The sequence below is a fragment of the Holtiella tumoricola genome, from assembly GCF_027857615.1.
GTDB classification, from domain to species: Bacteria; Bacillota; Clostridia; order Lachnospirales; family Cellulosilyticaceae; genus Holtiella; species Holtiella tumoricola.
In genome coordinates this window covers 89,817-109,691 of sequence record NZ_JAQIFT010000048.1, presented here as the reverse complement: position 1 = coordinate 109,691, position 19,875 = coordinate 89,817, and the positions used below count along the sequence as shown (strand labels likewise).

General features: G+C 34.1%; 20 protein-coding genes. 2 read left to right on the top strand and 18 right to left on the bottom strand.

The annotated features are described in order from the left end of the window. From PBV87_RS13455 to PBV87_RS13435, 5 genes are all read right to left on the bottom strand, one after another. Positions 1–711, bottom strand: a complete 711-nt coding sequence (locus tag PBV87_RS13455) for a pseudouridine synthase (protein ID WP_053985141.1) — start codon at positions 709–711, stop codon at positions 1–3. Positions 712–803: 92 nt separating this feature from the next. After that, positions 804–1,949 carry a D-alanyl-D-alanine carboxypeptidase family protein gene (locus PBV87_RS13450; RefSeq protein ID WP_271012610.1) on the bottom strand — a complete coding sequence of 382 codons (1,146 nt, stop codon included), beginning with the start codon at positions 1,947–1,949 and terminating at the stop codon, positions 804–806. A gap of 91 nt (positions 1,950–2,040) precedes the next feature. Continuing rightward, a complete protein-coding gene (scpB, locus tag PBV87_RS13445) occupies positions 2,041–2,676 on the bottom strand; it encodes an SMC-Scp complex subunit ScpB (protein ID WP_082238808.1) in 636 nt (211 codons plus the stop codon). Further along, positions 2,663–3,424, bottom strand: a complete 762-nt coding sequence (locus PBV87_RS13440) for a segregation and condensation protein A (RefSeq protein ID WP_053985143.1) — start codon at positions 3,422–3,424, stop codon at positions 2,663–2,665. The genes scpB and PBV87_RS13440 overlap by 14 nt, the downstream gene beginning before the upstream one ends. A gap of 124 nt (positions 3,425–3,548) precedes the next feature. Next, positions 3,549–4,733, bottom strand: coding sequence for a D-alanyl-D-alanine carboxypeptidase family protein (locus PBV87_RS13435; protein ID WP_271012609.1), 1,185 nt, complete (start codon positions 4,731–4,733; stop codon positions 3,549–3,551). 249 nt (positions 4,734–4,982) lie between these two features. On the opposite strand from PBV87_RS13435, the gene PBV87_RS13430 reads away from it, so the two are divergent. Beyond that, positions 4,983–5,111, top strand: coding sequence for a hypothetical protein (locus tag PBV87_RS13430; protein ID WP_271012608.1), 129 nt, complete (start codon positions 4,983–4,985; stop codon positions 5,109–5,111). A 97-nt stretch (positions 5,112–5,208) separates the two neighbouring features. On the opposite strand, the gene PBV87_RS13425 is transcribed toward PBV87_RS13430, so the two are convergent. The 6 genes from PBV87_RS13425 to dprA form a co-directional block, all read right to left on the bottom strand. Then, positions 5,209–6,513: a pyrimidine-nucleoside phosphorylase gene (locus PBV87_RS13425; protein WP_271012607.1), complete on the bottom strand. Its 1,305-nt coding sequence runs from the start codon at positions 6,511–6,513 to the stop codon at positions 5,209–5,211. Between the two features lie 15 nt (positions 6,514–6,528). Beyond that, positions 6,529–7,698, bottom strand: a complete 1,170-nt coding sequence (locus PBV87_RS13420) for a phosphopentomutase (RefSeq protein WP_330373803.1) — start codon at positions 7,696–7,698, stop codon at positions 6,529–6,531. 110 nt (positions 7,699–7,808) lie between these two features. Next, complete coding sequence (xerD, locus tag PBV87_RS13415) at positions 7,809–8,651, bottom strand: site-specific tyrosine recombinase XerD (RefSeq protein ID WP_271012606.1); 843 nt, start codon at positions 8,649–8,651, stop codon at positions 7,809–7,811. A 364-nt stretch (positions 8,652–9,015) separates the two neighbouring features. Next, positions 9,016–9,774 carry a GTP-sensing pleiotropic transcriptional regulator CodY gene (gene codY, locus PBV87_RS13410; protein ID WP_053985148.1) on the bottom strand — a complete coding sequence of 253 codons (759 nt, stop codon included), beginning with the start codon at positions 9,772–9,774 and terminating at the stop codon, positions 9,016–9,018. A gap of 201 nt (positions 9,775–9,975) precedes the next feature. Then, positions 9,976–12,081, bottom strand: coding sequence for a type I DNA topoisomerase (topA, locus tag PBV87_RS13405; protein WP_053985149.1), 2,106 nt, complete (start codon positions 12,079–12,081; stop codon positions 9,976–9,978). Between the two features lie 17 nt (positions 12,082–12,098). Then, a complete protein-coding gene (gene dprA / locus PBV87_RS13400; protein WP_271012605.1) occupies positions 12,099–13,208 on the bottom strand; it encodes a DNA-processing protein DprA in 1,110 nt (369 codons plus the stop codon). Between the two features lie 103 nt (positions 13,209–13,311). Between dprA and PBV87_RS13395 the strand changes: the two genes are divergently transcribed. Then, positions 13,312–14,829 carry a YifB family Mg chelatase-like AAA ATPase gene (locus PBV87_RS13395; protein WP_271012604.1) on the top strand — a complete coding sequence of 506 codons (1,518 nt, stop codon included), beginning with the start codon at positions 13,312–13,314 and terminating at the stop codon, positions 14,827–14,829. Between the two features lie 59 nt (positions 14,830–14,888). Here the strand turns inward: PBV87_RS13395 and PBV87_RS13390 are convergent, their stop codons facing one another. The 7 genes from PBV87_RS13390 to ftsZ form a co-directional block, all read right to left on the bottom strand. Further along, positions 14,889–15,161: a late competence development ComFB family protein gene (locus PBV87_RS13390; RefSeq protein ID WP_053985152.1), complete on the bottom strand. Its 273-nt coding sequence runs from the start codon at positions 15,159–15,161 to the stop codon at positions 14,889–14,891. A gap of 171 nt (positions 15,162–15,332) precedes the next feature. Further along, positions 15,333–15,794 carry a transcriptional regulator NrdR gene (nrdR, locus tag PBV87_RS13385; protein WP_053985153.1) on the bottom strand — a complete coding sequence of 154 codons (462 nt, stop codon included), beginning with the start codon at positions 15,792–15,794 and terminating at the stop codon, positions 15,333–15,335. 57 nt (positions 15,795–15,851) lie between these two features. Next, a complete protein-coding gene (locus tag PBV87_RS13380) occupies positions 15,852–16,112 on the bottom strand; it encodes a YlmC/YmxH family sporulation protein (protein ID WP_053985154.1) in 261 nt (86 codons plus the stop codon). 23 nt (positions 16,113–16,135) lie between these two features. Continuing rightward, entirely contained in the window at positions 16,136–16,909 is a 774-nt protein-coding gene (gene sigG, locus PBV87_RS13375) for an RNA polymerase sporulation sigma factor SigG (protein WP_053985155.1), read from the bottom strand. Positions 16,910–16,992: 83 nt separating this feature from the next. Further along, positions 16,993–17,742, bottom strand: a complete 750-nt coding sequence (gene sigE, locus PBV87_RS13370) for an RNA polymerase sporulation sigma factor SigE (RefSeq protein WP_053985156.1) — start codon at positions 17,740–17,742, stop codon at positions 16,993–16,995. 11 nt (positions 17,743–17,753) lie between these two features. Continuing rightward, positions 17,754–18,626, bottom strand: coding sequence for a sigma-E processing peptidase SpoIIGA (locus tag PBV87_RS13365; protein ID WP_053985157.1), 873 nt, complete (start codon positions 18,624–18,626; stop codon positions 17,754–17,756). A gap of 109 nt (positions 18,627–18,735) precedes the next feature. After that, a complete protein-coding gene (gene ftsZ, locus PBV87_RS13360; protein ID WP_053985158.1) occupies positions 18,736–19,851 on the bottom strand; it encodes a cell division protein FtsZ in 1,116 nt (371 codons plus the stop codon). Positions 19,852–19,875: the final 24 nt, after the last annotated feature.

The window sequence follows — 19,875 nt, the reverse complement described above, 5'->3', positions numbered from 1 at the left end:
TTATTCACCTAATCCTTTTAAATAATTAACCTCTTGTCTGGTCAGTGGTCTATAAGATCCTGATTCTAAATCGCCAAGTTCAAGTGATCCCATAGATACACGTGTTAAACGTAGGACATCATAACCTACTGCTGCACACATTTTTCTAACTTGTCTATTACGACCTTCATGTATAGTTAAACTGAAAGTTGTTGTTGCACCATTTTGTCGAATAACTTTTGTTTTTGCTGGTGCTGTTAAATAACCATCAATGACTACACCTTGTTGAAGCTTTTGAAGTGTTGATGGACGTATATCACCTTTTACTTTAACAACATAAGTTTTATCTACATGGTGTTTTGGATGTGTGAGGGCATAAGTAAGCTCTCCATCGTTTGTTAAGATAAGAAGTCCTGTTGTATTATAGTCAAGACGTCCTACTGGAAAAATACGATAAGGAATGTTTTTTACTAAGTCTAAAACTGTTGGACGATCTTTTTCATCTGCTACAGATGTAATATAACCTGTTGGTTTATTAAGTAAGTAATATACTAATTGTTCTTCTTCTTGTACAGGCTGATTTTCAAAGAGGACTTCATCCCCTTCCTCTACTTGTACGCCTTGTTCAGTTACAACTTGTCCATTTACTTTTACTTTACCTTCTGCAATATACTGCTCACATTTTCTTCTTGATCCAACGCCACATTGGGCTAAATATTTTTGTAGTCGCATAAATCTACCCTTTCTTTTGTTACCTACTATTTTGTCTGTATTGTATGTCTATGTTATTAGGGTTGTTGCCTATTTATTCTGTGTTTATACCTTTATTTATCTTCTATATTGAAAAACTTCTTGATTTTATCCATCAAAGTAGCCTTCGCTATACTGCGATTTGCTAAAAGCTCTGTTTTTTCAATAATAGTATTGCCACATACCACTTCTAATTTACCTATCACTTGATTTTCTACAATAGGTGCTTCTATTTCATTTGGAAGTGTTTTTTTGATTTCCACACTTGCTTTTTCTTCTGCTGATAATGGCAAAATAATATCTTCTTTTGGATGCACTTCAATTTGTTCTTCTTTTCCTTCTATAACAGGAACAACACCGTAGTTCTCACCATCTTCAATAACTTGATACTTTTTATAGTTATCAAAACCATAATTCATTAATTTGATCACATCTGTATACTTACGTGATTTACCTTTATCATTCCAACCTGCCCCCAGTGAAACACCAATAAGCTCCATACCATCTTTTTTAACGGCACCTACAAAACAGTGACCTGCTTTGTTTGTAAATCCTGTTTTAACACCTTCTGCACCTTGGTATTGACTTAAAAAGCGATTTTTATTTCTAAGTTGATGAGGTTTGCTTCCTTCAACTGTTTCTGTTGGAATGCTTTTTTCAGGTGTTGTAATAATCTCAACAAATTTTGGATTTTCTAAGGCATATGCTGCAATAAGGGCCATATCATAAGCTGTTGCATGATGATTAGGACCATCTAAACCGTTAGGTGTTTCAAAACAAGTATCTTCAGCACCTAATTCTTTTGCTTTTTCGGTCATCATTTCACAAAAGCCTTCTACACTTCCGCCTACATGTTCTGCTACAGCTATAGCTGTATCGTTATGTGATTCTAACATAAGTGAATAAAGTAAGTCACCTAGTTTTTGTTTTTCACCTGTTTGAAGGTTTAATTTTACTTTAGGCGCACGTGCCGCACGGCTAGATACTGTCACAATCTCATCTAATTTACCTGATTCAATGGCTACAATACAAGTCATAATCTTTGTTGTACTCGCCATAGGAAGTGGTTCATGTGCATTTTGTTCATATAAAATACGCTTACTATCCTTCTCTATTAAAACAGATCCTTTTGAATAGATTGTTCCTGGACCTTCACTCGCATAAACACATTGTGTCATTAAAAGTGTTAACGCAACGATACTTTTAAGTCGTTTTTTCATTCTAATCGTCTCCTCAAAACCAATGTATATTCTATGATTCAGCATACCTCATACTATTCCATTTTATACATTTTAATAGGTTTATTAGAGCTTATTCTTTATCGTTTGCATCTGTTTCCTCACTATTTTCTAGCTCATTCTTTAATTGTTCATTGGCTGTTTCTTCAGAAATATAATTCATTTCTTCCTCTATTTCTTTTTTAAAACGCTCAATTAACTCTTCCTTCACTTTAGGAAGTTCTTCAATGTTTTTAAAGCCGAAGTGACGTAAGAAGCTGGTTGTGGTACCAAACAAAATAGGACGTCCAATAACATTGAGCCTTCCTACTTCTTCAATCAAATCATATTCTAAAAGTTTACTAACAGCGTGCTCACATCTTACACCACGAATGTCCTCGATTTGTGCCTTTGTAATCGGCTGAGAATAGGCCACAATTGCCAATGTTTCAAGCAAGGCTTGGGTAAGTAGCTTCTTCACTGGCTTTTGCTTGTAGCGTTGAATATAACCAATATTTCGTGGTACTGTACACATTTGATAACCATTGTCTACTTCTATGATTTCAATGCCACTTCCTGTCTTTTCATACCATTCATTTAGCCTGTAAATTGCCATATGAATGGTAATTTCTTCTGCTTCACAAATTTCTGAGAGCTTGCCACTTGGCACACTATCACCTACATAAAAAAGAATGGATTCTAATGCACTCTCAAGTTCAGTCTTTTGCATCTTCTTTCACTCCTGTAATAATAATATCTGCCAAAGGCTTTTCCTGTACAATTCGAATTTGTTTTTTATGTACTAATTCTAAGATGGACATAAAAGTTACAATACGTTCTACTTTTGGCATACTTACTGTACACAACTCAAAAAAAGATACTCTTCCATTTAACTCTAATAAGTTTAAAATGTAGAGTGCTTTCTGCTCAATTGTATAGGTATCCTTTTTTAATATAGAAGAATCAATTTTCTTAGATTTTTGATGCACCAAAATTTGCTTTTGCTTCATTAAGTTCTGAAAAGCTTCATAAAGTTGCTCAAGGGTAACATCAATTAAGATATCTTCTGTAGTTGGTACGGGTACTTCTATCTTATCGTTACTTTCATGATTTCTAAAACAGAAATCTGAAGAACCATTTTGGCGTTCATCTAATTCATGAGAAACGTACTTAATCTTTTTGTATTCTAATAGCTTTCTAATTAATTCTTCCCTAGGGTCTTCTTCGTTAACCTCTTCATTTTTAGGAGGCTTAGGTAAAAGCATTTTAGATTTAATATAGAGTAAAGTTGCCGCCATCACGATAAATTCACTCATTTGTTCTAATTCAAGTGTATTTGAACTTTCTATATAAGCTAAATACTGGTCTGTAATAGAAGAAATTTCTATATCACAAATACTCATTTTGTTCTTTTCGAGCAAATAAAGGAGTAAGTCCAGAGGACCTTCAAAATCTTCTAATTTAAATGTTACACTCATTCATTTTCTCCTTACTGACAACAATCTATTAACAGTTTAAGCTATTTCGACACCATATTGCAAGATAAACTATAAAAAAGGTAGAGACCTTTTGTTTAGTCTCTACCTTCTAAGGCATATTTATCTAGCTTAATCTGAAATAACGCATCGCCATATAAGGGAGCATATCATTAAATTTAGCTTTACCCACATCAAAAGCTGCTACAAGAGGTGCTTCACCCACCACTTCACCATCTAAGCTATAAACAATGGTTCCAAGCTTTTGATTTTTATAGACTGGTGCGATGACATTTTCATCATCATATTTGATTTCATATGAAAATTCTTTTTCTGTACGATCTTTTGGCACGACAAAGGCCATAGAGTTTTCTATTGTAAACTCTACTGCTTTCATATCACCTTTTTTAACTTTCATACTACCAAGTACTTCACCTACTTCTGGGCCCTTTTTAACTTTGTAGTTTGCAAAACCAAAATCTAAAAGTTGTGCTGCTTCACGGAATCTAATTTTACCATCTTGAGACCCCATAACAACAGCGATTAAGTTCATATCATCACGATTTGCTGTTGCACTTACACAGTGTTTGGCTTGTGGTGTATAACCTGTTTTAAGACCAGTAAGACCATTATACCATTTAATCATTTTATTTGTATTTGTAAGACCAAATTCTGTATCACCTTTACGTGTATGGTGTGTAATGGTGTCCATCCATGTTGTAAGTGTTTTAGAAATCTCTGGGAATTTGCTAATAAGTTCTCTAGACATAAGTGCAACATCATGAGCAGAAGAAACATGTCCATCTACATGTAAACCACAAGCATTTTTAAATGTTGTATGTTCCATACCAAGTTCTTTTGCACGTGCATTCATCATATCTACAAACTGGCTTTCACTTCCACCAATATACTCTGCCATTGCAACAGCAGCATCATTTGCAGATGCAATACATATTGCTTTGACAAGGTCACGTACAGGTTGTTGTTCGCCTTCTTCCATGAAGATTTGAGAACCACCCATACCTGCAGCATGGCTACTTACTGTTACAGGGTCATCCCAATTAATTTTCCCTGCTGCTACTGCTTCATGAATGAGTAAAAGCGTCATAACTTTTGTAATACTAGCAGGTGGAACTTCATCATCCATATTTTTTTCTAGCAAAATTTTGCCACTACTTGCTTCCATAAGTACATAACTTCTAGCTGTTTCAGCCATACCAGCTCCAGTTGCTGCTGGTTCTGCATATACGCTAAATACGCTAGCAAGGGATGTAAGAAGTAGTATGGTAGCAATGATTTTTTTTCTTAACATCTTTCTACCTCCTTACAATTTATTTCTATTATTTGTTATTTACGTCAAAATATACTATGTATTGTAAGAAATTAGTCTACATTTATAAAATAAATATTTTACCCCTTTCACTTTTGCTTAAATGGATTAAGAATGTGTAAACTCCTATTCAGTTAGAACACGTGAAAACTCGCTATCACTCACACACTCGCATAAACCCTTCCTTCATATTCGTTAACACATTCTAAGTCCATTCTGGAAAAAATCTACATGGAGATCACCCACCCATCACCGTACTTTTCTACTCAGCTAGGTAAGTTTTCACTTCCAGTAGTACACCGTGGTGAAGAGATAGAAGTAAATGTTTCTTCTTGGAAGGCAAAACCTTCAAGCATGTGATAAGATCATCCACACGCCCTTACACCTAACCAAGTATTTAATTGATTAAAGGGTATACAAAAAGAGAGAAGATTTTACTCTTCTCTCTGCTTGTATCCTAACGGATAGTTGTATAAATAAGTTGTGGTTTTTCCACTTTATCTTGACTGAATTTATAAGCTTCATAGATGTAACGTATTGCGCCTTCTGTATTAGATTGGTCACTGTAGTAAAGTGTTGCTAGTGAATCACCAGCTTCTACTTGATCACCAATCTTCTTATGCATAATAAGGCCTACACCTAAGTCAATAACACTTTCCTTATTTTCTCTACCTGCACCAAGTACTAAAGCCGCTTTTCCAATAAGCTCTGTTTCAATACTTTCTACAAAACCTGCTTGTTTTGCCACAACTTCCATGTCTTTTGAAGCTGATGGTAAAAGGCTATAATCACGTACTGAATCTGGATTGCCTCCTTGTGAGGCTACCCATTCACAAAGTTTATCCATGGCTTTACCTGAAGCAATAAGTTCTTCTGCAAGTTGAATACCTTCTTCTAATGTTTCAACACGATGTGCTAAAAGGAACATATTTGCTGCAAAAGTCACTGTTAAAAGTGTTAAGTCTTCTGGTCCTTCACCTTTTAATGTTTCAATGGCTTCAATAACTTCTAGACTATTACCAATGGCGTTACCTAAAGGTTGGTTCATATCTGTTACAATACCAATTGTATCACGACCTACTGCTTTACCAATACGCACCATCGTATCTGCAAGTAATTTAGCATCATCTAGTGTTTTCATAAAGGCACCACTTCCACATTTTACATCCAGTACGATTGCATTAGAACCTGCAGCAATTTTCTTAGACATAATAGATGCCGCAATTAAAGATACGTTGTCCACAGTTGCTGTTACATCGCGAAGAGCATAGATTTTTTTATCAGCTGGTGCTAAGTTACCAGTCTGTCCTACAACTGCAACACCATGTTTATTCACATTATTAATAAAGTCATCTAGACCGAGTTCTACTTTGAAACCTGGGAAAGATTCTAATTTATCTACCGTTCCACCTGTATGTCCAAGACCTCTACCTGACATTTTGGCAACTGGTACACCTGCTGCTGCAACTAAAGGTGCAAGTACAATCGTTGTTGTATCACCTACACCACCTGTACTATGTTTATCCACTTTAATACCAGAGATAGCTGATAAATCTAGCATTTGCCCACTTTTAGCCATGCATTCTGTTAAGTGAGCAGTTTCATCATCGTTCATACCTTGGAAGTAAATGGCCATTAAAAGGGCTGACATTTGATAGTCTGGTATGCTTCCATCTGTATAGCCTGTTACAACAAACTGAATTTCTTCATGGTTTAAAGTACCACCTAATTTTTTCTTTTCAATAATGTCATAAATTCTCATGGAATCCTCTCCCTCTTATTTGGATAGTTGTGAATAGAAACTTTCACCAATTTTAAGTGGTTGTAATCCAAAGATTTCGCATACTGTTTGACCAATATCTGCAAAACTATTACGTGTTCCTAAATCACGACCTTCTTTAAGTTGTTTGCTATAAGCAAGTAATGGAACATATTCTCTTGTATGGTCTGTTCCTGGGGTTGTTGGGTCACAGCCATGATCAGCTGTAATGATTAGAAGGTCATCTTCTTTCATTGCAGCCATGATTTCTGGTAAGTAACGGTCAAATTCTTCTAAGCCTTTACCATAGTTTTCCCAATCATTACGATGGCCCCACTTCATATCAAAGTCAACTAAATTTGTAAAGATAAGTCCATGACTATCTTTTTTGATTAAATCAATCGTTTGTTTAATCCCATCTTCGTTTGATTTGGTATGTGTTGCATAAGTTACACCTTGACCTGCAAAAATATCTTCTATTTTACCAACTGCGATTACATCTAAACCTTTTTCTTTAGCATAAACAAGTAAGTTGTCTGCTGGTGGTGTCACTGCATAGTCGTGACGGTTAGGTGTACGTGTAAAGTTGCCTGGTGTTCCTAAAAACGGTCTTGCAATAACACGAGATACTTCGTGCTCACCTTTTAATAGGTTTCTAGCGATTTCACACATTTCATATAATTTTTCAAGTGGAATAATTTCTTCATGTGCAGCAATTTGGAATACACTATCTGCTGATGTATAAACAATAGGATATCCTGTTTTCATATGTTCTTCACCAAGTTCATCTAAAATCGCTGTTCCCGATGCTGTACAGTTTCCAAGTGTTTTAGTACCAATAGCTGCTTCAAAAGCATCCATAATTTCTTTTGGGAAACCATTTGGGTAAGTTGGGAACGGTACTTCAGTATGAATACCAACCATTTCCCAGTGTCCTGTTGTTGTATCTTTTCCTTTTGAAAGTTCACCAAGTCTTGCATAAGTCCCAATAGGTTGATCAGCCTTATCGAGTTCTTGCATCCCTTCAATATTACCAAGTCCTAATTTTGTAAGGTTTGGTAAGCTAAGACCTTTATTCATATTATAAACATGACCAAGTGTATTTGTATCCACGTCACCATATAAATGGGCATCTGGCATAGCACCCATTCCAACACTATCTAAGACAATCCAAATAACTCTGTTCACGTCAATCACATCCTTATCCATATATTTCAATTATTTGGTTATAGTCGTATTGTATACCAAATAACAAAAAAATAACAGGGTTTTATCCCTGTTATTTTCTATTTTATAGTTTATTTAGCTATATGAGTATAAACTTGTGTTGTTGAAATATCCGAATGCCCTAACATTTGTTGAACGGATTTTAAATTTGCCCCATGTTGAATAAGGTGTGCTGCAAATGAATGCCTCAGCATATGTGGTGTAATTTCTGCTTCAATATGTGCATTCTTTGCATAGGTTTTTAATATTTTCCAGAAGCCTTGACGCGTTAATGGTAATCCATTGCAATTAACGAAAAGTGCTTCTTCATGCTGATCGCGAATCATAGCATATCGTACATCTGTTAAATAATTTTTCAATGCAGTAATGGCTGGTTTGCCAATTGGTATACAGCGTTCTTTATTTTGATCCCTACAAATAATATACCCTTGATTGAGGTTAATATCAGTCACCTTTAATGTAATGAGTTCTGTCACTCTTATCCCCGTTGCATAAAGGAGTTCTAGCATGGCTTTATCACGTATTCCTTTAATATCTGTTGTATGTGGTTCATTTAGTAATACAGATATATCATTTTCAGATAAAATTTTCGGCACCTTTTTTGTTATTTTTGGCATTTCAATAGCAACTGCTGGATTTTCATAAGCTTTACCTTCTTTAATGAGATAGAAAAAGAATGCTCGAATAGAAGCTAAGGTTCTTGAAATAGTAGATGAAGATTTATTCAAACTTCTCATATAATCTAAGTATGTTTGAATCCATTCACAACTAATGTCATTCACTTGATCAATTTGATGTTCACTTAAAAATTTAAAGAAATATTTTAAGTCACGCTCATAAGATTGAATGGTATTGACAGATGAATGTTTAACATCATTCAAATAGGATAAGAACAAAGCTAATTCATTTTGCATAAATGTGACCCCCCCTTGTCTATAATATTATTTATATATAGTATAAATATAAATTATTATGTATACAGTAATTATATCTAAAATGATTTTTTTTGTCTAGTAAAATTCATTTTTTTTATAAATTACGCATTATATTTATAAATCTCTATAGGATTTATAGTATTTATAACAATGTGCAATAAATACTTTTATTCAACCTAACTAATTATTCAGAAATTTATAGTCCTGTATTCAAGAAATTGCATAAAGTTTTTTTTACCTCTAAAATTTCAAAGTATAAGTATTAAAGTTATTCTTTTGCAAACTTTTTAAACAATAAAAAAGAGTCTAAGGCTAAATGCCTAAGACTCTTAATCATTTTATATTATTTTTTAAGCTTGTTTAATTCTTCAATTAAAGCATCATTTAATACTTTAATGTATGTTCCCTTCATACCAAGAGAACGTGATTCGATTACACCAGCACTTTCAAACTTGCGAAGTGCATTAACGATAACTGAACGTGTAATACCAACTTTATCAGCAATTTTACTTGCGATAAGTAAACCTTCTGTTCCATCAAGTTTTTCAAAGATGTGGAAGATTGCTTCAAGCTCTGAGTATGATAATGTACCAATTGCAGATTTAACAACTGCGATTTTACGAGCTTCTTCATCTGTTTCATCTTTAAGAGATGTAAGCATTTCAACAGCTACGATTGTTGCACCATATTCAGCAAGAATCATATCTTCTGTTGCATAGCTTCCTTGATTTTTTTGTTTGTAAAGTACGAATGTACCAAGTCTTTGTCCACCTGCTACGATTGGTACAACACACCCAATGTAATTTCCGCTATTTGCACTATCTGCAAAAATAGTTTCCATAGAAATGTTATCTCTTACGTCCATCATAGAGATAAGTTGGTCATTAATTGCATAACCGATATATTGTTCTTCATTAACAATGTCATTTGCAAATAGGTTATGAATACCTAACACCTTGCTTTTATTGCTAATTACTAATACGTTTGATTGAACTACATCACTGATTACTTCGCAAATATCTGAGAAGATTACGCGATCTGATCCTACACGTTGTAATAATCTATTCACTTTGCGCATTTTTTGTAGTAATTCCATTGACATAAATATTCCTCCTTAATAGTTTCTACCGTTAGTATGTTCGAAAAATTTAAACACTATACACTTTATACATTTATCTCCACTAAAAAGACAAAGTTGAATATTCAACTTTGTCCCCCCAAAAAATCATCATTTACACATAAATCATAATATCATAAATAAAAAGAAAACTCAACCCTTTCTTTTACAAAGAATTACATAAGTTTACATTTTTTCTTGTGCATTTTGTTCATTTGTCACTTGTTGACCTTTTTTTCCATAATTACAAGTGTTATTTCGACAAACTACGTGTTTATTTTTGGCTGAACCTTTTTCAATGAGTACATCACCACATACTGGACACTTATCTCCTGTCGGACGTTGCCAAGACATAAAATCGCAATTATCAGAATTATTCTCACACCCATAATAGGTACGGCCTTTTTTCGTTTTCTTAAGGATAACTTCTCCTCCACAAAGAGGACATTTTACGCCAACTTCTTCATACCATGGTTTTGTAAAATTACATTCTGGGAAATTCGGGCACCCTAAGAACTTACCATACTTTCCATAACGTACAACCATATGTGCACCACATTTATCACAAGGAATATCTGTCACTTCTGTTAAATCAATATTTTCTATTTCTGCTTCTGCTTTTAAAACAGTTTTTGCAAAGTTTGGATAGAAGGCTTTTATGATTTCTTTCCATTGTACATTTCCAGATGCAATCTCATCTAATATTTTTTCAAGTTGTGCTGTGAACTCAACATCTACAATTTCATCAAAATGAGAAAGCATAATATTATTTACGACTTCACCAAGTTCAGTTGGATAAAGTACCTTATTTTCTTTTGTTAAGTAGCCTCTTGCAAGCAGAGTGGTAATAGTTGGTGCATAGGTACTTGGACGACCTACCCCATTCTCTTCTAACGTTTTTACAAGACTCGCTTCTGAGTAACGTGCTGGTGGTTGTGTAAAGTGTTGATTAGGTGTGAGTGTAATGCATTCTAATTGATCACCTACATTCACTTTAATCGTAGTAACCTTACCGCTTTGCTCATTTTCAAGTGCATATGCTTTTAAATAACCATCAAAAAGTTGTACAGAGTAAGTTGCTTTAAAAGTATATTCACCATTTTTAATATTAATTGCATGTGATTCATAACGTGCTGGTGTCATCTGACTTCCCACAAATCTACTCCAAATCATTTGATACAGACGATATTGGTCACGGCTTAAATATTCTTTAATTTCTTGTGGCTCATACGTAATATAAGTTGGACGAATTGCCTCATGGGCATCTTGAATCTTAGCTGCTTTAACTTGCTTCTTTGCTGTTCCGTCTTGTACGTACTCTTTACCAAATTTAGATGTAATGTACTCTACTGCTTGTTCTTTAGCTGTTTCTGAAATTCTTACGGAGTCTGTACGGATATAAGTAACAATACCGACTTCCTTCTTACCTATTTTAACCCCTTCATAAAGCTGTTGGGCAATATTCATAGTTTTTTGTGTTGAAAATCCTAAGTGTTTTGCAGCATCTTGTTGCATTGTACTTGTTGTAAAAGGTAACACTGGATTTTTAACACGTTCTGATACTTTTGTTGAAATAACTTCAAAAGGTTGATTCATACAAGCATCCACAATTTTTTGGGCTTCTTGTTCATTTTTGATATCAGCTTTTTTATCACCTATTTTATCAAGTTTTGCTTCAAAACCTTTAGTTTTCCCTTGTTTAAATAAAGATTCTATCGACCAATATTCTTGTTCAATAAACTCTTGAATTTCCTTTTCTCGGTCACAGAGCAGACGTAATGTAACAGATTGAACACGTCCTGCACTTAGACCTTTACGGATTTTCTTCCATAATATCGGGCTAATTTTATACCCTACTAAACGGTCTAGCACCCTTCTAGCTTGTTGTGCATCTACTAGGTCCATATTTACTTCACGTGGATGTTTAATTGCTTCCTTTACAGCTTGTTCTGTAATTTCGTTAAAAGTAATACGGTAAACTTTTTTTCCTTCTAATTTTAAGGCATGATATAGATGCCATGAAATCGCTTCCCCTTCTCTATCGGGGTCAGTTGCGAGATAAATACATTTTGCAGCTTTAGCTTCTTTGCGTAATTTTTGGAGTAAGTCCCCTTTACCACGAATGGTAATATACTTTGGATCAAAGTTATTTTCTACATCAATACCAAGTTGGCTCTTAGGTAAATCTCTAACATGTCCAATAGAAGCTTCTACTTTATAAGTTTTCCCTAGGAATTTACTTATTGTATTTACTTTGGCAGCTGACTCCACAATAACCAAGTTATTTGCCATAATAACCTCCTAATACTCTAATTCAAACGAACATATCGCCTACCAGGTAGACGCATAATAATTCCTTTTATCTCTAATTTTAATAAGATTTTTTCTATCGTTATTTCTGTCATATTCATTTGATTTGCAATATTTACTAATTCTTTAGGTTGCCAACTTAAGTAATCATATACCATTATTTCAACTTTATCAAGTATTTGTGTAGGAATCTTTACACAATTATTTGTAAAATTGGTCATATGAATCGATATTTGAGGCATAATTTCCTGTACAATATCACTCCCACAAGTGACCAATTTCGCACCTGATTGAATAAGTCTATGACTGCCTTTACTCAGTGCACTGTTAAAATTCCCAGGCACTGCAAAAACTTCTCTATTTTGCTCTAAAGCTAAACGTGCAGTGATCAAAGACCCACTTCTTTCAGAAGCTTCTACTACGATCGTACCTAACGTCATTCCACTAATAATGCGATTCCTCTTAGGAAATTGATATGCCCTTGGTTCTGTCGGGGGTACAAATTCTGATACGACACATCCTGTATGCAAAATATCTTGATATAACTTATAGTTTTGCTTAGGATAACAGATATCTACGCTAGTGCCTAAGACTGCTAGTGTCTCTCCTATTTTTAAAGCACCTTTATGTGCTGCTTCATCAATACCTCTTGCCATACCACTTACTACTAAGAAACCTACTTTAGTCAATTCATATCCAAGTTCTATAGCTGCTTGATAACCATATTCTGAACATTTTCTTGAACCCACAATTGCTAGTGCTGGTTTATTGATAAAAGTATTTCCTTTCCAAAATAGAACAAAGGGTGGGTCAACAATCTCTTTTAGATAAATAGGATACTCACTTTCATCTATACCTATGACATGAATCTCTTGTTCTTGTATACTTGTATAGAGTTGTATAACAGTTTTATGATTTTCCTTAGTTGCTTCTATCATGTGTATATTTTCTAAATCTATGCCTAATTCTATATAAATGTTACTATCTGCTTCAAAAAAATTTTTACAACTACCTGTTTCTTGCCACCATTTATATTTGATCTTTTCACTTATTGGTAGTAGATGAAACCATAGGCAATACATCAAAACTTCATTCATTCTATTTTCCATTCAAAAAACTCCTTTAATAAATCTCTAAAAATATGATAAAGATGATTAAAACTCTAAATTTTGGGTTAAAGCTTTAATAGTAATTTTTAGAAAGGATACCCTTATGTTTTGCAAATTAATCAGTTATTGTTTAAATGGTTTAGAATCTGTACAGATGGGAGTAGAAGTTGATCTATGTGACGGGCTCCCTTCTTTTGATATTGTCGGTCTACCTGATAGTGCCGTTCGAGAATCTAAAGAACGTGTTAAAAGTGCTATTAAGAATAGTGGTTATGAATTCCCCATTAAACGCATTACCATAAATTTAGCTCCTGCTGATATTAGAAAAGAAGGAAGTCTTTACGACCTTCCCATTGCTCTTGGAATTTTAGGGTGTATGGGTATCATTGATCCCCTTCATTTTGAAAACAAAATCTTTTTAGGCGAACTTGCTCTAGATGGCACTCTAAGACATGTAAGCAGTGCTATTCCTATTGTTTATGGCAAGGCTCATACACTTCCTTATATTCTCCCCTTTGAAAACGCCTCTGAACTTCAAATTGCTAAACACCAGACTCTACTTTATTTTCATACTTTAAAAGAAGTCGTCGATTATTTATCTAGAAATATACTTCCTACCCAACCACTTCCTAGTTCTCAACTTTCTCCATCTCATTCCTCACTTGATTTCTCACTAGACTTCTCTGATGTACATGGACAAGAAAATGTTAAAAGAGGTTTAATGATCGCTGCTGCTGGTCATCATAACACACTACTTATCGGTCCTCCTGGCTGTGGCAAAACAATGATGGCTAAACGTCTTCCAACAATCTTACCACCTCTTACTGAATCTGAACAAATTGAACTCACTAAAATTTATAGTTTAGCTTCCTATTTGGACGTATCTCTTCCTATTATAAAGCATCCTTTTAGAGCACCTCATCATACAGTTACTCTAGCCGGCCTTGCAGGTGGAGGCAGGCACCCAAAACCTGGAGAATTAAGCCTTGCCCATTTGGGCGTACTCTTCTTAGACGAACTCCTTGAATTTAACAAAAAGACTTTAGAAACTTTACGACAACCACTAGAGGATGGTTGTATTACTTTAGCACGCTCTAATGATCACATGACTTTCCCTGCTCATTTTCTATTTATTGCAGCTACAAACCCTTGTCCATGTGGTTATTACCCTGATACAACAAGATGCCATTGTGATGTTCCTACTATTAGACGCTATCTAAGTAAATTGTCTGGCCCTCTCTTAGACCGTATTGATTTACATTTAGAAATACAACCTGTCTCTTTCTTATCGCTAAAAAAAGGTTCTTGTCTTTCTTCATCCCAAATTCGTGAGTCCGTAAAGCAAGCCCAGGCACGCCAAGAAGAACGTTATAAAGGTGAATCCTTTACTTCTAATCACCAAATCCCTACTCATCTTCTTAGTAAATACTGTCCGCTTGATTCTGATGCAGAGCGTCTTTTAGACCACTGGTTTCAATCCGTAGGCGCAAGCGCTAGAAGCTATGCTAGAATTCTGCGTATAGCTCGAACTATTAGTGATTTAGAAGATAAAGCACTAATTGACGAAGATGTTATGTGTGAAGCCATTGGTTATAGACTACTTGATCGCAAGTTTTATTAAATTCCTTCTATATAAATAGGGAACTATTTCTCTAATGAAATAGTTCCCTATCAATCACCTTATTTATCATGTCTTACATCTCTTGATACCTTTTCAACACCTTTTGTAATTGCTGCAATCACGTCAATTTCCATTTGTGAACTTAGTAAATGACTTTTAGCGATAACTTCACCCTTTTTTGTTGATCCATAATAAGTCGGTAAACTATTTAAAGCAATAGCAGCAATATCCCTTTTACAATAATCACATTTACATATATCTTTATATTCATCTAATACACTATTTAATATTAACTCTACAATATCTTCCGTATAATTTTTTATCCCTTCCATTAGTTCTCCTTATATTATGTATTTAACAACTACCTTCTTAGTATACTAAGAATGACTTAGCATATTTTTTATATTAACCATTACATGATATAACATATTAGATAATAATGCAAATCCTCCCTAATTAGACACAAATAAAAAGAGCTATGCATTAAGATGCAATAACTCTTTTTATTTGTGCTTTTTCTTTTTAATATTTTCAAGTTCTACTATAAATTCATCAATATCTCTAAACTTCTTATAGACTGAAGCAAATCTAATATAAGAAACTTCATCTACTTGCTTAAGATACTCCATAGCAATTTCACCTATTTCAGATGAACTTATTTCTTTTCGTTCAGATGCATAGATTTGGTTTTCGATTTCACTTACCATTGCTTCTATTTGCTCTAAACTAATATGACGCTTATTGCAGGAACGTAAAATACCCTTGAGTAGTTTATCACGGTCAAAAGTTTCTCTTGTTTGGTTAGATTTAATCACCATAATAGGCATACTTTCAATCTTTTCATACGTGGTAAATCTACGCTCACATTTTTCACACTGTCTTCTTCTTCTTATTGACTTATTGTCCTCAGTAGGTCTTGAATTAAGTACTTTAGACATAGCATATCCACAAAAAGGACACTTCATAGGTTATCCTCCTACACATGTATTATACTTTAACATAACATATGTATCTTATTAAAGTCAATATTCATCTGACTTAATTGGCATGCTACCCTGAAGTTCAACCAGTATAATATCTTCTCCGATTTTCTTAATATTTTCCCAAGGAATTAAATATTCTGTTTCTCGTCCAAATAAGCCCATTACTTTTCCTGGTCCAGGTACCACTAATTTTTTAACCTGTCCTGTTGTCCAGTCAATCTCTACGTCACAGATATAACCTAATCTTGCTCCATCTAACGTATTAATAATTTCTTTGTGCTTCATATCACCTATACGCATTCGCTAATTCCCCCTCTACTCTTTTATATATACTTCTTCATATGTTTAAGTGCTGTTTTTTCAAGTCGAGAAACCTGTGCTTGAGAAATACCAATTTCATCAGCAACTTCCATCTGAGTTTTTCCTGCAAAGAAACGTAAAGTTAAAATATGTTTTTCTCTATTATTAAGACGTTTCATTGCTTCTTTTAAAGAAATATTTTCGAGCCAAATATCATCTTGACTCTTCTCGTCACTTACTTGATCCATAATATAAAGGGCATCACTTTCATCATGATATACAGGTTCAAACAAAGAAATAGGATCTTGTATTGCATCTAATGCAAATACAACATCTTCTTTTGGTATACCAAGTTCTGCAGCAATCTCTTGTATATTTGGTTCTTTTGCATTTTGTTTTGTAAGTCTTTCTTTTGCCTGTAAAGCTTTATAAGCCGTATCTCTTAATGAACGACTAACGCGAATAGAGTTGTTATCTCTTAAATAACGTCTGATTTCCCCTATAATCATAGGTACTGCATACGTGGAAAATTTAACATTTTGTGTAACATCAAAGTTATCAATTGCTTTAATGAGCCCAATACAACCGACCTGGAAGAGGTCGTCAACATGCTCTCCCCTGTTGTTAAAACGTTGAATCACACTGAGTACTAGTCTTAAATTTCCGTAAATATACTCTTCCCTAGCGTGTAAATCACCTTCTTCAATGAGTTTAAAAAGGATTTCTTTCTTTTCATTGGAAAGGATGGGTAATTTTGCTGTGTTTACACCACAGATTTCTACTTTATTAATAGCCATGCAGATTCCTCCTAGTCATACCATTAAGTATTACATAAGCATATAAATAAGCATTTCCATCCCATATTATTTTATTCATCCAATCAACTCATTCTAGTTATTTCCTTTTTTAATCTGGATATAATCTTCTTTTCTAATCTTGATATATAAGATTGAGAAATTCCCAGTAAATCAGCAACTTCTTTCTGTGTCTTTTCTTTACCTTGAGTATTAAATCCAAATCTAAGTTCAACAATTTCACGTTCTCTAGAGGATAACTTCTCTAGTGCCTGCTTTAAAAGCGCCTTATCTACTTCATCTTCAATATTACGATAAATAATATCTGATTCCGTCCCCAGAATATCTGATAACAGCAGTTCATTTCCATCCCAATCTACATTAAGCGGTTCATCAATAGAAATTTCTATTTTTAATTTATTGGTACGGCGTAAATACATTAAAATTTCATTTTCAATACACCTTGATGCATAAGTTGCTAACTTAATTTTCTTTTCAGGATTGAAAGTATTAATTGCTTTAATAAGACCAATAGTTCCTATAGATATTAAATCTTCCATACCAATACCTGTATTTTCAAATTTTCTAGCTATGTATACAACAAGTCTTAAATTTCTTTCTATGAGTACATTTTTAACATGCCCTAAAGTTTTTAAATCATCTTTGTATTTAGTAATACACATTACTAAGGATTCTTCTTCTTCTTTTGTAAGAGGTGGTGGTAAAACTTCACTTCCTCCAATATAGTGAACAGGTTGTTTTCTACTTATTATAAACCGTCCAATTATCTTATTTATCCAACCTTTACATTTTGTTAAAAACTTATTCCAAATCATTTTCTGCCCCCTTAAGATACCATCATATAATCAGGATGAATCAATGCTTTATAATCTTGTCCTCCAAAAAGTTCGTGGGATACAATACCTACTACACAATGATCTAATGTCTTTTGAAACATCCCCTTTTCCAAAATAATTTTTTCCATCATAAAGCCTACTAAGATATCTGATTTACAGCCCACACTTTCATAAGGAATGAGATATACTTTTTCATGTCCTCTCTTTTCTAACAAGCCTTCTATGCCTTGTGTCTGGTATATCTGTATCAATTCTTTTTCTTTTGTAGATAAGAGTTCACTGGCTGCCTCATAAGTCATTACTGTAACAGGTTTATGGGTTGTAAGTGTATAGAGACAGTTTCCTGAATCTAAAAATCCATTTACACAGATTTGCTTTCCCTTATGGCTAAGTGTCATTATATATTCAAAATGTGGCATTATAAATCGCCTTCTAATATAAGCACTCATGCCATATAACATCATCAAAACTAATGTACCTATTCCTAAGACAAGTACAAGAGATAAGTTTTGATCTTTACCTTGACTTAGAAACATATAGTAACCATTCCAAATCGCTCCGCCTATCAAAAAAGAAGCAAAATGACATGCAATAAAAGTTTTGAAAAATTCCTTATAGTTTTTTACCTTATATATAATCACAATAGGTATAATAGGAATTAAAAAATCATAAATATAAAATGGTAGTTGACTAAGTATGGGTACCAAGATACTTAAACAATAAAGTAATGCTGCGATAAAACCTCCTACTAGAAAGCGTATTTTAGAAGGAGATTTATTTAGGAAGATAGCAGCACTCATAAAGATCATGCAATCCATTACAAAATTAACTATAAATAACACATCTAAATATATAACTTGCAAGACCCTCCCTCCTTACAGCACTATTGTATAGTATTCCCCTTACAAATTTTGTAAAAACAAAGAAAAGTATAAAAAAAAGATACGACAATTATCGTATCTTTTTTCGTGATTATCTAGATCTTCTTAAGAAGTGTGGAATTTCCACTTGAACTTCTTGTGTTCTACCATATTCTTCTCTTCTAGCTGGAGCTGGTTCTTCTGCTCTTACACGTTGAACTGGTGCTTCTTCAGCTTGTTTTGGTTGTTCAAAACGTTGAGGAATAATTTCTTTATTGTGGAAATCTGTTGCAATAACAGTAATGATAATTTCATCACCAAGTTCTTCATTAATAGATGTACCAAAGATGATTTCTGCATCTGGGTCAACACATTCACAAATAAGGTTTGCTCCCATATTTGCTTCCATAAGGCCAAGTGATTCACCACCTGCCATGTTGATAAGTACACATCTTGCACCGTCAATTGTTGTATCAAGAAGTGGACTGCTAATTGCTTGTTTGATCGCTTCTTCAGCACGATTTTCACCTGAAGCACGACCAATACCCATATGGGCAACACCTTTGTTATTCATAATTGTGCGTACATCGGCAAAGTCAAGGTTGATAACACCTGGATTTGAAATAAGGTCTGCAATACCTTGTACACCTTGTTGAAGTACATCATCCGCCTTGCTAAAAGCTTCAAGCATTGTTGTTTTCTTATCAATAACTTGAAGAATTTTATCATTTGGAATAATTACAAGTGTATCAACTGATTTTTTAAGTTCTTCAATACCTTTTTCAGCATTGAGCATACGTTTTCTACCTTCAAAACCAAAAGGTTTTGTTACAACACCTACAGTTAAGATCCCTTGTTCTTTTGCTATACTTGCAATAACTGGTGCAGCACCTGTACCTGTACCACCACCCATACCAGCTGTAATAAAGAGCATATCTGTTCCTTTAATAGCTTGGATAATTTCTTCACGGCTTTCTTCGGCTGATTTTGTTCCTATTTCTGGATTAGCACCTGCACCTAATCCTCTTGTCATTTTCTCACCGATTTGAATTTTTGTTGGTGCTTGAGAACGTGCTAACGCTTGATGATCTGTATTAATTGTAATAAAGTCTACACTTGCAAGACCTTTTTCGATCATTCTATCTACAGCATTGTTACCACCGCCACCAACACCTATTACTTTAATTTGCGCCCCTTGGCATTCATTTTCCATACAAAATTCGAGCACAACTGACTCCCCCTCTGCTAATTT